This window comes from Halomonas rhizosphaerae (genome assembly GCF_030010555.1).
Taxonomy (GTDB): domain Bacteria; phylum Pseudomonadota; class Gammaproteobacteria; order Pseudomonadales; family Halomonadaceae; genus Halomonas; species Halomonas rhizosphaerae.
This window is the reverse complement of sequence record NZ_JASCQP010000038.1, coordinates 1-15,396: the sequence shown is the minus strand read 5'-3', so window position 1 is coordinate 15,396 and position 15,396 is coordinate 1. Positions and strand designations below refer to the sequence as shown.

Sequence of the window (15,396 nt, the reverse complement as noted above, 5' to 3'; positions counted from 1 at the left end):
CCTCCTCGGTCTCAGTCGCTGTCCGTCAGTGCCGCCGCCGCGCGGCCCAGGCGGCAGGCGGCATACTTGAACTCGGGGATCTTGCCGTCGGGGTCGAGCGCCGGATTGGTCAGCAGGTTGGCCGCCGCCTCCACGTAGCAGAAGGGCACGAACACCATCCCCTCCGACATCAGCGGGTCGACCCGCGTCTTCAAGGTGATGTCCCCGCGCCGGGTGGTGATGGTGATCGGCTCGCCCGGCGTCATGCGCAGGCGCACCAGTTCGGCCGGGGCCAGGCTCGCCACCGCCTCGGGCTCGAGGTCGTCGAGCACCCGGCTGCGACGGGTCATGGAGCCGGTGTGCCAGTGTTCCAGCTGGCGGCCGGTGATCAGCACCGTGGGATAGTCGCCGTCGACGGGCTCGTCCGGCGGCAGCGGCCGGGTCAGGGCGAACGTCGCCCGCCCGTTCCCGGTGGGGAAGGCGTCGGAGAACACCACGTCCGCCCCGGGGGCGTCGTCGGCGGGGCAGGGATAGGTCACCGAGCTCTCGCGCTCGAGACGCTCCCAGGTAATGTGGTCGAGCGAGGCCATGCCCTGCTTCATCTCGGCGAACACCTCGCGCGGATGCGTATAGTCCCAGCCCAGGCCCAGGCGGTTGGCGATCTGCTGGATGATCCACCAGTCGGGACGGGCCTCGCCGGGCAGCGGCACGGCGGCGCGGCCCAGCTGCACCTGGCGGTTGGTGTTGGTGACGCTGCCGTCCTTCTCCGGCCAGGCCGAGGCCGGCAGGATGACATCGGCGAACTGGGCGGTCTCGGTGACGAACAGGTCCTGCACCACCAGGTGCTCGAGCCGGGCCAGGGCCGCCCGGGCATGGTCGAGGTCCGGGTCGGACATCGCCGGGTTCTCGCCGAGGATGTACATCCCCTTGATGGTCCCGGCCGTGATGGCATCCATGATCTCCACCACGGTGAGCCCCGGCGTCGCGTCGAGCGGGGTGTTCCACAGCTCCTCGAAGGCGGCACGCACCTGGGCATCGGTCACCGGCTGATAGTCGGGCAGCACCATGGGGATCATGCCGGCATCGGAGGCCCCCTGGACGTTGTTCTGGCCGCGCAGCGGGTGCAGGCCGGTGCCGGGGCGTCCGGTGTGGCCGCAGGCCAGCGCCAGCGAGATCAGGCAGCGGGCGTTGTCGGTACCGTGCACGTGCTGGGAAATGCCCATGCCCCAGAAGATCATCGCCCGCTCTGCCCTCGCATAGAGCCGGGCGAGCTCGCGAATCAGCTCGGGGGCGACGCCACAGGCGGGCGACATCGCCTCGGGCGTCAGGTCGCGCACATGGGCCTTGAGCGCCTCGAAGCCCTCGGTGTGGGCATCGATATAGGCCTGGTCATACAGCCCCTCGCTGACGATCACGTTGAGCATGGCGTTGTAGAGCGATACGTCGCCGCCGGGGGTGAAGCGCACGCTGTGGTGGGCGTAGGCGTCCAGCGCCTGGCCGCGGGGGTCGAGGATGATCAGCTTGGTGCCGGCCCTCGCCGCCTGCTTGAAGTAGGTGGCCGCCACCGGGTGGTTGATCGCTGGATTGCAGCCGGTGAGGATCACCACGTCGGACTGCAGCGCCTGCATGAAGGAGGCCGTCACCGCCCCCGAACCGATGCACTCCATCAGCGCCGCCACCGAGCTGGCGTGGCACAGCCGGGTACAGTGGTCGACATGGTTGGAGCCGAAGCCGGTACGCACCAGCTTCTGGAACAGCCAGGCCTCCTCGTTGGAGCACTTGGCGCTGCCGAAGCCGGCCAGGGCGTCGGGGCCATGGGCCGCCTTGAGCTCGGCGAGCCCCCGGGCGGCAAGGTCCAGCGCCTCCTCCCAGCTCGCCTCGCGGAAATGGGTCAGCGGGTCGAGGGGGTCGAAATCGGGATCGAGCCCCTTGGGCACCCCCGGCCGGCGGATCAGCGGTCGGGTGAGCCGGGTGGGATGGTAGGGGTAGTCGTAGCCGAAGCGCCCCTTGACGCACAGCCGCCCCTCGTTGGAGGGGCCGTCGCGCCCCTCGACGAAGAGGATCCGCTCGTCCTTGATGTGGTAGGTGAGCTGACAGCCCACCCCGCAGTAGGGACAGACCGAGTCGACGGTGCGATCGGCCGCCTTCGAGTCGCCGCGCCCCTGCGCGTCCACCAGGGTCGCCGGCATCAGCGCACCGGTGGGACAGGCCCGGACGCACTCGCCGCAGGCCACACAGGTGCTCTCGCCCATGGGATCGTCGAAGTCGAAGACGACCTTCGCGGCCGCGCCGCGATGGGCCAGGCCGATGACGTCGTTGCCCTGCACCTCGCGACAGGCGCGTACACAGAGGTTGCACTCGATGCAGGCATCGAGGTTGACGTTCATCGCCGAATGGGTGGCGTCATGCCCGTGGGCATGGGGGAGCGCGGCGGACCGTTCGGCGACATGGTGCACCGTGGGTGCGGCTCGCTCGGCCCGCGCCGGCAGCCGCTCGCGCACCGCGCTGGCGTCGATGGCCAGTTGATCGGCCATGGCCCAGAAGTGGCTCGAGCGGTCGGGGCCCGCCTCGCGCACGGGCTGGTCGGCGATCAGCAGTTCCATGACGCCCTCGCGGGACACCCGGGCCCGCTCGGAGGTGGCGCTCTTGACCACCATGCCGGGCGTCGCCTCGCGCAGGCAGCTCGCCGCCAGCACGCGCTCACCCTCGATCTCCACCATGCAGGCGCGACAGTTGCCGTCGCTGCGGTAGCCGGGGGCATCCTTGAAGCACAGATGCGGAATGGTCTCGCCGGCGCGCCTGGCCACCTGCCACAAGGACTCGCCGGGCTGGGCGCGCACCTCGGCGCCATCCAGGGTCAGGGTAAAGCTGTCGTTCAAGCTCTGGTCAGTCATGGTCTGCCTCCCTACCCCTTGACGATCACGTTCTGGCTGGCGAGCTCACCGCGGAAGTCCTTGAGCAGCCCAAGCACCGGATTGGGCGCCGCCTGGCCCAGGCCACAGATGGAGGCGTCCATCATCACCTGGGACAGCCGTTCGAGCTCCTCGACTCGCCACTCGTCACGCTCGAGCAGTGTCAGCATCTTCTCGGTCCCGACACGGCACGGCGTGCACTGGCCGCAGGATTCGTCGGCGAAGAAGGCGAGCAGGTTGGTGGCCACCGCCCTGAGGTCGTCCTGATCGGAGAGCACGATGATCGCCGCCGAGCCGATGAAGCACCCCGCCTCCTGCAGGGTATCGAAGTCCAGCGGAATATCGGCCTTGCTCGCCGGGAGTATCCCCCCGGAGGCGCCACCCGGCAGGTAGCCGGCCAGGCGATGCCCCTCGGCCATGCCGCCGCCATACTCCTCGACCAGCTCGTTCAAGGTGATGCCGGCGGGCGCCAGGTGGACCCCGGGTCGCCGGACCCGGCCTGAGAGCGAGAAGCTGCGCAGGCCCTGGCGGCCATGGCGACCGTGGCCGGCGAACCAGGCGGCGCCCTTCTCGTGGATCAGGGGGATCCAGTAGACGGTCTCGACGTTGTTGACCAGGGTCGGGCGGTCGAAGAGCCCCTTCTGGGCGACGAAGGGTGGGCGATGGCGCGGCTTGCCGGGCTTGCCCTCCAGCGACTCGATCATCGCCGACTCCTCGCCGCAGATGTAGGCGCCGGCCCCCCGACGCAGCACGATGTAGCCCGGCGGCGCAAGGCCTTCGGCCTCGAGCTCGGCGATCGCCTCATGCAGCACCCGGTGCAGGCCGGGGTACTCGTCACGCAGGTAGATATAGAGCGCCTCGGCCTCCACCGCCCAGGCGCTGACCAGGGCTCCCTCGAGGAAGCGGTGCGGCGAGCGCTCCAGATAGTAGCGATCCTTGAAGGTGCCGGGCTCGCCCTCGTCGGCGTTGATCGCACAGTAGCGCGGCCCGGGTTCCTGGCGCACGAAGTGCCACTTCTTGAAGGTGGGAAAACCGGCGCCGCCCAGGCCGCGCAGGTTGGCCCGCTCGAGCGTCTCCTTCAGCGCCTCGACCGTGACCCGTCCCTCGCGACAGTCGGCGAGCAGCCGATAGCCGCCCGCGGCGCGATAGTCCGCCAGGCGCTGCCAGACGATCGCCTCGGGATGGAAGTGGCCGGTATCCACCACCGCCTCCACGCCCTCGACAGTGGCGAACAGCACATGGTGGTGCCCCACTTCCACCACCGGCGCCGTCTCGCAGCGCCCCATGCAAGGCGCCCGCACCACCCGCACCGCCTGCGGGTCGACACCGGCCTCCAGTTGCGCCTTGAGCGTCGCGGCGCCGGCCAGCTGGCAGGAGAGCGAATCGCAGACCCGCACCGTCACCTCCGGCGGCGGCGCCTGGTCGTCATGCACCACGTCGAAGTGGGCGTAGAAGGTCGCCGTCTCGTAGACCGCCGCCATGGGCAGGTTCATGTAGGCCGCCAGCGCCCGCAGCGCCACCAGCGGCAGGTGGCCGTGGGCGTCCTGGATGGCGTGCAGGTGCTCGATCAGCAGGTCACGGCGCCGCAGCCCGGGATCGCTTCGCTCGTCGCCCAGCAGCTGGCGCAGCGAGGCCAGGGCAACGGGGGGCAGGTCACGGCCACGGGGCCTGCCGCGGAAACGGCGCTTGGGGGTGACGGTCTCGACGGTCATGGCGTGCTCGTTGAAGTGCTTGTGAGGTGACCCGATATCGACAGCTTCCTGCCCCTTCGCGGGCGACGACGGGCATCATCGGCATGGTGTCACTCGCCCGTCATCAGGACAATGGCCGGGCGCAGGGCCGGTGAGCGGATGGATACGAGGATGTCGCTCTCAGCATGCCTCGGCGTCGGCTGTCTCCTGAATGACAGCATAGGCCACTATCTCGACGAGCATCTCCTCCCGGGCGAACCCCGAGACGATGATCGCGGCGCGATTGGGATAGGGCGCGCTGACGTACTCGGCATAGAGGCGATTGACCGTGGCAAGGTCCTCGCGACGGGTGACATAGATCAGCACCTGGGTCAGGCTGGACATGCCTCCCCCGGCACAGGCCAGGGTGTGGCGCAGGTTCTCCAGGGTCTGGCGGGCCTGGGCCTCGATCCCGCCATCCACGACGGCGCCATCGGCGCCGATGGGGATCTGAGCGGTGAAGAGGATGCCATTGCCGATGACGGCCCACTCCAGCGGGGCCTTGGCGGCATAGAGGTCGGTGGCGACGGGGTGGATCATGGAAGAGTCTCGCGAGGAAAGTGGGTCAGTCGTTGTCGTGGTCGCCGGCACCGGCACCGCCCCGGGAGGCCTCGGTGGATTCCACCAGGATGCGATGGGCCAGCGTCTTGAGGCGCGCCCAGATGGTGTCGTCCACCTCGATGCCTTCCTTGAGGGCCAGCTGCCGGCAAGCCAGCAGTTCCGACTCGGGATGATGGGCCAGCAGGTCGAGGTCGTGGTCGGCACCCAGCGACGGCAGCAGCTCCACATGATTGGCCATCACCAGGGTGATGCCGTCGTTGGGCTCGTTCTCCTCGGGTACGTCGCGTACCGAGTAGACACGCACCTCGGGAATGGCATGGCCCGCGCGGAAGCCCACCACCTGCTCGGTGAGGGGCACCTGAGCATTGCGCCAGAAGGCGGTGATGTTCATGCCACGCCCGGCAAGCCGCGAAAGGTAGCCCATGATCAGCTGCCGATTGTGGCAGCGGCGGATCTTGACCACCGAGAGACCGCGGGCCCGTGCCTTGGCAAAGCCAAGCTCGGTGGCCAGACTGATGCTTCGCAGCACGCTGTGGCCCTGTCCGTCGAGCACCGCCAGGTCACCGTCCTGGTAGATCAACCGCGGCCTCGCCTCGGGATCCTCCTCGAGCAGGTAGTCCAGCCCCCGGTTGAGCTGCTCGACGCCGTGCAGGCCGTGACACTGCATCCAGGCGACCATGTCGGCCGCATCGGCGGCATCCCCCTCCTCGAAGCCGATGCCGCTGAACGCCTTGCGGCACAGGCCCTGAAGTTCGTTGTAGGACACGTTCATTCGGCTACTACTCCCGAACGCCCATGGAATGACCTTGCATCCCCCTCCCGGGCGGGCTCGAGGGGGAAGCTCCAGTCGTCGAAGTCGGCGAGGTCCTGCGGCTCGGCATTGAGCTCCTCGACCAGCGGCGCTCCCTGGAACAGGGTGATCCGTACCCAGCGGTCCGACTTGGGATCGAAGCGACTGGCCCCGAAGAAGGAGAGCTTGGTGCGCAGCAGGTGCATCGGCTTCATGTCGCGATGCCAGAGATTGGCGTGGATATCGCCATAGGGCGCCTTGATCAGCGTCTGGATGCGGCGCACCACCTCCTTGTGGCGGGGATGCTCGAGCAGGAAGTCGACCACCGTGGCACGAGGATGATCCTCGAGGAATTCGCAGACCCCCTGGTGGGTGCGCGCCACGCGTGGGCCGATGGCAATCTGCATCTCCTTCTCGGCGCCGGGCTCGGCATGGCGCACTCCCAGCCTCGGCTCCTCCTTCTCGGCGGAGCGATACCAGAACCAGTAGGCGCCCTCGCGGCTCTCGTAGTCATGGGCCAGCGCCCAGCCATAGTGGGTCTCGATCAGCTGGCGCAGGCGCATCAGCGGCATGTCCGGCGCGAGGTCGAGGTTCTCCGCCACCCCCATCTGGTCCTCCAGGGCGTCGACCTGGTCCGGATAGAGCTCGATCAGCAGGGTGTTGATCAGTTCCTGGGCCTCCAGCGGCAGCGTCCTTGCGCTCCACTCCACCAGCTGCTGCCAGATACCGGCCTCCAGCGGCACGCTGGCAAGCCAGGTCAGCACGTCTGGGAGCGCGGCCACCGTGACGGCATTGCGTTCGGCCTGTTCGGCGTCCTCAGTGACGGTCTCGTCGAGATGGTGCATGGCGCGGCGGGTCAGCGCGATGAGACGCTCGCGCTCGGCCTCCTCCGGTGCCTGACGCAGGGCGAGCGTCAGGGCCGTCTCGCGCTGGGTGACCCACTGGGCAATCAGCTGCGGATGGTTGATCAGGAAGGGCGCCATGCCGAGCCCCGTGGAATTGCCGATGCCCAGGTAACGCCGCAGTTCGGTGGCAAGTGGGCAGGCGGTATCCGGTGAGCGGTAGGCCGCGAGGTGCTCGACCTGCTCGATGGAAAAGTGCCTCAGGAGATAGACACCGGCCATCTGCGCCGAGAAGGGCCGTCGGAAATCGGGGTTGTCCAGCAGGCGGGCGAAATCGGCGATGCCGAACTTGCCGTTACCGTAGACCGCCGTGGTCCGGTAGAGATAGCCGACCCGGGTCAGCCAGGCGGGATCGGGCTGCTCGCCATCCGCCAGGGCCTCGACGAAGTGGGCGAAGTTGCGCAGGCTCTTGTTGGCCCGCGACAGCACCAGCACCTTCGGGTGCTGACGTCCCGCCTCCTGCAGCGGCACGTTGGCGGCCATCTGCGCCAGCAGGCTGTCATCGACGTCCCCCTCCACCAAGCCGAAGGTCACGTCCCAGGCCTCGGCGATGACCCGGTCGGAGCGCCGCGCGTCATCCAGCGGCTGGGCGAACATCACGCCATGGTAGCGGCCATGGGGCGTCTGCAGCCGATAGATGGCCGTACCATGGCCGTTGGCATCCAGGTCGAAGCGCTCCCTGCTGATCTGCCACCGCTGACGGGCCATCTGGCGTACCAGGCTGCGCACGAAGCTCAGCCGGGTGGCATGCAGGCTGCCGAGCCGCTCGAGTCGCATCACCTCATCGGCGGGACGCAGGCCGAGCGGCGCTGCCGAGACGAGATCCGCACTAGTCATTGACGATCACCTTGTGGCGGGTGGTGAGGCCCTGCTGGCGCGCCATGGCGTAGGCCGCCTGGGGCCCGGTCCACAGCGAGGGCAGCAGGATCAGGGAGACAGGGATCGCGGTTATCACGATGAACTGCTGGAGCACGCCGATCTGGCCGGCGCCCATGTAGAGCAGGATGGCGGCCATCAATGACATGGCCACGCCCCAGAAGACACGAACACCGACATGGGGCCGATCATGCCCGGTGCAGACCACGGCGATGGCATAGCTCATGGAGTCCCCGGTGGTGGCGACGAAGATGGTGGTCAGCAGCAGGATGGCGAGCGCCATCAGGGTACCGCCCGGCAGGGCCTGGGCCACGGTAAGCGTCGCCACGTCGAACTGGAAGTTGTTGAGCGCCTCCGTGAGGTCGATCGCGCCGGTCAGCTGGAAATGGATCCCCGAACCGCCCAGCAGGGTGAACCAGACGGTGGTGGCGATGGGCGCCATGACCGCCACGGCAAGGATCATCTGGCGGATGGTGCGTCCCCTAGAGATGCGCGCCACGAAGATGGCCATCAGCGGGCCATAGCCGATGAACCAGGCGAAGAAGAACACCGTCCACCACTGCATCCACCAGGCGGGGGCGGTTTCCGAGGTCATGGTGGCCATGGCCAGGAAGGAGCTCATGTACTCGCCGAACCCCTGCAGGTAGGCGTTGGTGAAGAACAGCGTGGGACCGAACAGGAAGATGACGGCGGCAATGGCCAACGCCAGGAAGACATTGAACCGGCTGAGCAGCTGGATGCCACGATGGATGCCGGTCGCCGCCGAGGTGACGTAGAGCGCCCCCAGTACCACCAGGATCACCAGCTGGGTGCCATAGCCCTCGGCGACGCCCAGCAGTTCATGCAGGCCGAAGCTGACCTGGGTGGCCAGGAAGCCGATCGGACCCACGGTGCCTGCCACGACGGCGATCACGCAGCAGGCATCGACCACACCGCCGAGCCAGCCGCTCATCACCCGCTCGCCGAGGACCGGATAGAGCAGCGTGCGCGGCTGCAGCGGCAATCCCTTGTCGTAGTGGGAGTGGGCCAGCACCACGGCGGTCAACGAGCCCAGCACCGCCCAGGCCAGGAAGCCCCAGTGCATGAACGACTGCGCGAGCGCCCCGGCCACCGCCTCCACGGTACCCGCCTCGGTATCGAAGGCCGGCGGCGTGACCACGAAGTGATAGACCGGCTCGCCGGCGGCGAAGAAGACGCCACCCCCGGCCAGCAGGGTGCACATGATGATCGATAGCCACTTGAAGGTGCTCAGCTCGGGCGTCTCGAGACCACCGACCTTGGCGCTGGCCGCCGGCGAGACGGCGAGCCCCATGGCGATGAAGAAGGTCAGCAGCAGCAACAGCTGGAAATAGGAGCCGAGCATGGCGGCGGTCCAGGCGAAGCCGGCGCCGATGGCAGCCGCCACGCCCTCGACGTCGATGATCGACAGGACGACGAACAGCACGACGAAACCGACGCTGAGCCCCAGGACGACGGAGTCGCCGAAGCGATTGACGTGACCGGGGATCGGCCTTTCCGAGGAATGGTTGTCAGGCGTACTCATGATATTTTCCTTGTTATGGGATGAACCGTCGGTGGGGCGTTCAGGCGGCGACGGGGGTAGCGGCGCGCTCGAGCAGTGCCACCCAGTTGCGGCCCATGATGCGTTCGACCTCGCCCTCGTCGAAGCCGCGCTGGCGCAGCCCGTTGATCAGGTTGGGGAAGTCCCGGCTGTCGCGTAGCCAGGGCAGCGGGCGCGGCCAACCGGCATTGCTGGCACTGCCCTCGCCGTAGTCCATCTCCTTGGACCAGCGTCCGTTGCGCATCCATTCGAGCACCGCGACGGGCTGCGCCTGGCAGAGGTCGGTACCCAGGCCCACATGGTCGATGCCCATCAGGTCGACGGTCCGCGCGATCATCTCGCAGTAGGCCTCGAGGGTGCAGTCCGGGCCGTCCTTGAGGTGGAAGGGGTAGGCCGAGAAGCCCAGCAGGCCATCGCACTCGGCGATCGCCGCGAGCACGCGGTTCGACTTGTTGCGCTTGGCCGGGTGGAAGAACTCGGGGTTGGCATGGGAGATGATCACCGGACGCTCGGAGAGCTCGATGGCCTCGAGCGTGGAGCGCTCGGCACTGTGGGACATGTCGATGACCATGCCGACCCGATTCATCTCGCGAATCACCTGCCGGCCGAAACGCGTGATGCCGCTGTCCTCGCTCTCGTAGCACCCGCAGGCCAGCAGGCTCTGGTTATTGTAGGTTAGCTGCATGATCAGCAGGCCCAACCGGCGCATCACCGCCACCATGTCGATATCGTCCTCGATCGGCGAGCAGTTCTGGGCACCGAGGAAGATCCCCACCTTGCCGGCGGCGCGGGCATGTGCGATGTCGCCCGGCTCGCGCACCGGCATGATCAGGTCATGATGCTGCTCGAAACGGCGATTCCACTCGCCAAGCCGCGACAGGGTCTCCCGGGTGTTCTCGTGATAGACCAGCGTCGCATGCACGGCGTCGAGGCCGCCCTCGCGCATCTGCTGGAAGATCTCCCTTGACCAGTTCGAGTACTGCAGGCCGTCGATGGTCAGCATTTGCTTGGACATGGAACGCTCCTCAGGCCTTGACGTAGCAGGTCTTGACCACGGTGTAGAACTCGCGGGCATTGCGACCCTGCTCGCGGGGACCGAAGCTCGAGTCCTTGCGGCCCCCGAACGGCACGTGGTAATCGGTGCCGGCGGTGGCCAGGTTGACCATCACGCAGCCGGTCTCGGCGCGGGCCTTGAAGGCGTTGGCCAGTTTCAGGGAGTCGGTGATGATGCCGGCGGTCAGGCCGAAGTTGGTGTCGTTGAGGGTCTCGATGGCCGTCTCGGCATCCGCGACCTTGATCACACAGGCGATGGGGCCGAAGACCTCCTCACGGTTGATCGCCATGTCATTGGTGGTGTCGGTGAACAAGGTCGGCGCCATGTAGTAGCCCGGGGTCTCGCGCTCGAGACGCTCGCCCCCGTAGGCCAGCAGGGCACCCTGTTCGCGGGCCCGCTCGATCCAGGACAGGTTGGATTCGAGCTGGCGGGCATCCGCGACCGGGCCGATCTGCACGCCCTCCGCCAGGGCATGGCCCACCGTCGCCCGGTCCAGCCGGGCGATGAGCTTCTCGACGAAGGCGTCGTGTACCGCCTCGGTGACGATCAGCCGCGAGGACGCCGTGCACTTCTGCCCGGTGCCGGAATAGGCGCCGGCGAAGGCCGCCTCCACGGCCAGGTCGAGGTCGGCATCATCGGCCACGATCAGCGCATTCTTGGACCCCATCTCCAGCTGGCATTTCACCAGGTTCCCGGCGGTAGCGGCCGCCACACGCCGCCCTACGTCCAGCGAGCCGGTGAAGCTCAAGGCATGGATGTCGGGGCTCGAGATGAGGGCATCGCCGACGCTGCTGCCGGGGCCCATCAGCAGGTTGAAGGTGCCGGGCGGCAGCGCCTGGCGGCTGATGATCTCGGTCAGCGCCCAGGCACTGGCCGGCACCAGGTTGGCCGGCTTGAAGACCACCGCGTTGCCGAAGGCTAGCGCCGGGGCGATCTTCCATACCGCCGTGGCCATGGGGAAGTTCCAGGGGCTGATCACGCCCACCACGCCGACCGGCTCGCGGCGGGTATCGATCTCGACACCGGGGCGCACGGAGTCCACCCGCTCGTCGAGCTGGCGCAGCACCTCGGCGGCGTAGTAGTGAAAGAACTGTGCCGAGCGATAGACTTCGCCCACACCTTCGGCCAGCGGCTTGCCCTCCTCGCGGGAGAGCAGGCGACCCAACTCGTCCTTGCGGGCGACCAGCTCGTCGCCGATCGCCATGAGAGCCGCATAGCGCGGCTCCAGGCCACTCTTGGCCCACTCGCGCTGGGCCTGTCTTGCTGCGTCGATGGCCTCGCCGACCTGGGCGACGCTGGCCTGGGCGTAGTGGCCGACCAGGTCGTCGGTGTCCGAGGGGTTGTGGTTGGCGATGGTGCTCTCGCCCTCGCGCCACTGGCCAGCGATGAAAAGCGGATAGGAATGGGACATGGGATACCTCCTGGATAGCGTTGACGCCATCCTAGGAGAGCCCCCAGGATAAGGATAATCAATAAATCCGATAAAATGATCAGGAAGCCTTACCATGCTGCCCGAGCTGAAGCTCCAGCCGCTGCGCTGCGTGCTGGCCATCATCGACCAGGGCGGTTTCCATGCCGCGGCCAGGCACCTGCATCGCAGCCAGCCGGCGATCTCCATGGCGGTGCGCGACCTCGAGGAGCGCCTCGGTCAGCCCCTCTTCGAGAAGGGCAACGGCAAGGCCACGCTGACCCCCTTCGGGCAGTGGTGCCTGCCGCGCTTTCGCGAACTGGTTGCCCACCACGACCGGGTAAGCCGCGACGCCCTGGCCATGGCCAGCCACCAGGCCGGTCGGGTGGATATCGCCACGGTGCCCTCGGTGGCCAGCCGCGTCATGCCCGGCATCCTGGCGAGCTTCGTGATCGACTTCCCGGGCATCGAGATCAACCTGCAGGATGGCCACTCCGAGCTGGTCAGCCAGATGGTGCTGGCCGGCGAGGTGGAGCTCGGCATCACCAGCCTCTGGCAACCCGAGGAGGGGCTGGAGTTCATCCCGCTGCTGCACGATGAGATCGGCGTGGTGTGCCGGGACGATCATCCGCTGGCCGGCCATGCGCGCCTGCACTGGCGCGAGCTGGCCGGGCAACCCCTGATCCGCAACGGCACCTCGCGGCTGCTCGAGGGCTCACCCGCCGCCGAACTGCTCGAGCGCAGTGCCCTGTACATCTCCAACATGATCTCACTGACCGCGATGCTCGAGGCGGGCATCGGCATCACGACCCTGCCGCGCCTGGCCTTCCAGGAGGAGCATGCCCGGCTACGCTTCGTGCCGCTGTCGGCCCCCCGCCTGGAGCGCCGGATCGGGCTGATCTGCCGGGCCGGCGTCAGCCTGTCGCCGGCGGCAGCGGCCATGCAACGGCATGTGATGGCCTACCTGACAGACCGGGGAGCCTGAGGAACGGCAATGGGCGGCCTCGGTCGAGCGCTGGCTCGACCGGGGCCACCTGCATCGGTGCTGCTCAGGCGGCGACGCTGCCGTGGGGGTCGATCACGAATTTCTTCGCCGCACCACCATCGAAGTCGGCATAGCCCTTGGGTGCCTGGTCCAGCGTAATCATCTGGACATTGACCGCATCGGCAATATTCACCTTGCCGAAGAGGATCGCCTGCATCAGCGGACGGTGGTACTTCATCACCGGGCACTGACCGGTGTGGAAGCTATGCGACTTGGCCCAGCCCAGGCCGAAGCGCATGCTCAAGGCTCCCTGCTTGGCCGCATCGTCGGCCGCGCCGGGATCCTCGGTCACGTAGAGGCCCGGGATGCCGATCTGGCCGCCGGCACGCGTCATCTGCATGGCCGAGTTGAGCACGGTAGCGGGCGCCTCCTTGCCATGGTTGCAACCACAGGCATGGGCCTCGAAGCCGACACAGTCGACGAAGGCATCGACTTCACGCTCGCCGAGGATCGCTTCGATCCTGTCGGCCATGTCCCCCTCCTGGGTCAGGTCGAGGGTCTCGCAACCGAAGCTGCGGGCCTGAGCCAGGCGCTCTTCGATCATGTCGCCCACGATCACGCAGGCGGCCCCCAGCAGCTGGGCAGAAACCGCAGCAGCGAGGCCCACCGGGCCGGCGCCCGCAATGTAGACGGTACTGCCCGGCCCGACGCCCGCGGTCACACAGCCATGGAAACCGGTAGGGAAGATGTCGGAGAGCAGGGTCAGGTCACGGATCTTCTCCATGGCCTGATCGGCATCCGGGAACTTCAGCAGGTTGAAGTCGGCATAGGGCACCATGACGTACTCGGTCTGGCCGCCGACCCAGCCGCCCATGTCGACATAGCCGTAGGCCGCTCCGGGCCGCGCCGGGTTGACGTTGAGACAGATCCCGGTCCGGCCTTCCTTGCAGTTGCGGCAGCGCCCGCAGGCGATATTGAACGGCACGGACACCAGGTCCCCCGGCTTGATGAACTCGACGTCGCGGCCGGTTTCGATAACCAGGCCGGTGATCTCGTGGCCCAGCACCAGGCCGGACGGCGCGGTGGTGCGGCCGCGCACCATGTGCTGGTCGCTGCCGCAGATATTGGTGGTGACGACCTTCAGGATCACGCCGTGGTCGCATTTGCGATTGCCGAGGGCAAGTTCCGGATAGGCGATGGATTCGACGGCGACGTTACCCGGGCCCTTATAGACGACTCCGCGGTTGGCTGCACTCATGGCTGGCTCCTCGATGTTGTTGTAACGGACTGCGTTGTAGCGTGGCAGATGCTTCCGCTGCTCCAGCCTATGCCCTCCTCGCCCGACGACTTGCCCCACAGAGGCACTCACGTACCTGTGAAAGACATTCCCGTCATCTTCCGGCGAGGCACCGGATAGCTAGAGGTCGCTTTCACGACACCCCCTCGCTCCGGCAGGCCCAATAATGCGCAGGCCCGGGGATGCCGGAGCCTCCCCGGGACCAACAACAACACTCGAGGAACCCCTATGACGAGCGATGACGACCCGATCCTGTCCCCCGGACAGGACAATACCCAGATACTGGGACTGGACTTCCACAATCCCGTCTTCCCCCTCTCCGCCCTGGCCATCCTGGCCTTCATCCTCTATGCCCTGATCTACCCCGATGCCGCCAATACCCAGCTGACCGCGGCCCGAGGCTGGTCCATCGAGCACTTCGACTGGCTGTTCATGATCGCCGGCAACCTCTTCGTGCTGCTCTGCCTGGCCCTGATCGTGCTGCCGGTGGGGCGGATACGGCTGGGCGGCGACCAGGCGCGGCCCGAGTACTCGACGATCTCCTGGTTCGCCATGCTGTTTGCCGCCGGCATGGGCATCGGCCTGATGTTCTGGAGCGTGGCCGAACCGGTGGCCTACTACACCGACTGGTCCGGCACGCCGCTGAACGCCGCCGCCGGCACCCCGGCGGGGGCGAATGCCGCCATGGGGGCCACCATGTTCCACTGGGGCCTGCACCCCTGGGCCATCTACGCCGTGGTGGGCCTCTCCCTGGCCTTCTTCGCCTACAACCGCGGCCTGCCCCTGACCCTGCGCTCGGCCTTCACCCCGCTGCTGGGTGACCGGGCACGCGGCTGGGCCGGCCACCTGATCGACATCACCGCGGTACTGGCGACCATCTTCGGCCTGGCCACCTCCCTGGGCTTCGGGGCCTCCCAGGCCGCCGGCGGCCTCAACTACCTGTTCGACGTCCCCAACACCCTCGGCACCCAGCTGGCGATCATCGTCGGCGTCACGGTGGTGGCGCTGTTCTCGGTATGGCGGGGCATCGACGGGGGCGTGAAGCTGTTCTCCAACATCAACATGGTGATCGCCTTCGCCCTGCTGGCCTTCGTGGTGATCACCGGCTCCACCCTGCTGTTCCTCAACGGCCTGTGGGACACCACCCTGGCCTACGCCAGCCATGTCGTGCCGCTCTCCAACTGGATCGGCCGAGACGACACCACCTGGTACCACGGCTGGACGGTGTTCTACTGGGCCTGGTGGATCTCCTGGTCGCCCTTCGTCGGCATGTTCATCGCCCGGGTCTCGCGCGGGCGCACGGTCCGCGAGTTCCTGACCGCCGTGCTGCTGGTACCGACC

The 15,396-nt window shown here is 67.6% G+C and carries 11 protein-coding genes; 2 read left to right on the top strand and 9 right to left on the bottom strand.

Features of this window, described 5'->3' with window-relative positions:
• Nucleotides 1-11 precede the first annotated feature (11 nt).
• The 8 genes from fdhF to QLQ83_RS16695 all read right to left on the bottom strand — a co-directional run bounded on the left by fdhF (nt 12) and on the right by QLQ83_RS16695 (nt 11,776).
• The gene (gene fdhF, locus QLQ83_RS16730; RefSeq protein WP_282736652.1) at nt 12-2,873 is read right to left on the bottom strand and encodes a formate dehydrogenase subunit alpha; all 2,862 of its coding nucleotides are present in this window, start codon (nt 2,871-2,873) and stop codon (nt 12-14) included.
• 11 nt (nt 2,874-2,884) lie between these two features.
• Nucleotides 2,885-4,603 carry an NADH-ubiquinone oxidoreductase-F iron-sulfur binding region domain-containing protein gene (locus tag QLQ83_RS16725; protein WP_282736651.1) on the bottom strand — a complete coding sequence of 573 codons (1,719 nt, stop codon included), beginning with the start codon at nt 4,601-4,603 and terminating at the stop codon, nt 2,885-2,887.
• Nucleotides 4,604-4,762: 159 nt separating this feature from the next.
• A complete protein-coding gene (locus QLQ83_RS16720) occupies nt 4,763-5,161 on the bottom strand; it encodes a RidA family protein (RefSeq protein WP_282736650.1) in 399 nt (132 codons plus the stop codon).
• 25 nt (nt 5,162-5,186) lie between these two features.
• On the bottom strand, nt 5,187-5,954 hold the full coding sequence (locus tag QLQ83_RS16715) for an Ldh family oxidoreductase (protein WP_282736649.1): 768 nt from the start codon (nt 5,952-5,954) through the stop codon (nt 5,187-5,189).
• Nucleotides 5,951-7,711 carry a hypothetical protein gene (locus tag QLQ83_RS16710; protein WP_282736648.1) on the bottom strand — a complete coding sequence of 587 codons (1,761 nt, stop codon included), beginning with the start codon at nt 7,709-7,711 and terminating at the stop codon, nt 5,951-5,953. The genes QLQ83_RS16715 and QLQ83_RS16710 overlap by 4 nt, the downstream gene beginning before the upstream one ends.
• Complete coding sequence (locus tag QLQ83_RS16705; protein ID WP_282736647.1) at nt 7,704-9,293, bottom strand: BCCT family transporter; 1,590 nt, start codon at nt 9,291-9,293, stop codon at nt 7,704-7,706. Before QLQ83_RS16705 ends, QLQ83_RS16710 begins: the two co-directional genes overlap by 8 nt.
• A 40-nt stretch (nt 9,294-9,333) precedes the next feature.
• Nucleotides 9,334-10,326 carry a dipeptidase gene (locus QLQ83_RS16700; protein ID WP_282736646.1) on the bottom strand — a complete coding sequence of 331 codons (993 nt, stop codon included), beginning with the start codon at nt 10,324-10,326 and terminating at the stop codon, nt 9,334-9,336.
• Between the two features lie 10 nt (nt 10,327-10,336).
• Nucleotides 10,337-11,776, bottom strand: coding sequence for an aldehyde dehydrogenase family protein (locus QLQ83_RS16695; RefSeq protein WP_282736645.1), 1,440 nt, complete (start codon nt 11,774-11,776; stop codon nt 10,337-10,339).
• Nucleotides 11,777-11,870: 94 nt separating this feature from the next.
• On the opposite strand from QLQ83_RS16695, the gene QLQ83_RS16690 reads away from it, so the two are divergent.
• Nucleotides 11,871-12,758 carry a LysR family transcriptional regulator gene (locus QLQ83_RS16690; protein WP_282736644.1) on the top strand — a complete coding sequence of 296 codons (888 nt, stop codon included), beginning with the start codon at nt 11,871-11,873 and terminating at the stop codon, nt 12,756-12,758.
• A 64-nt stretch (nt 12,759-12,822) separates the two neighbouring features.
• Here QLQ83_RS16690 and fdhA read toward each other — a convergent pair whose 3' ends face one another.
• On the bottom strand, nt 12,823-14,016 hold the full coding sequence (gene fdhA, locus QLQ83_RS16685; RefSeq protein WP_282736643.1) for a formaldehyde dehydrogenase, glutathione-independent: 1,194 nt from the start codon (nt 14,014-14,016) through the stop codon (nt 12,823-12,825).
• Nucleotides 14,017-14,283: 267 nt separating this feature from the next.
• Here fdhA and QLQ83_RS16680 point away from each other — a divergent pair.
• Nucleotides 14,284-15,396 (top strand): BCCT family transporter (locus QLQ83_RS16680; RefSeq protein ID WP_282736642.1); only part of this gene is annotated, 1,113 nt, incomplete at its 3' end.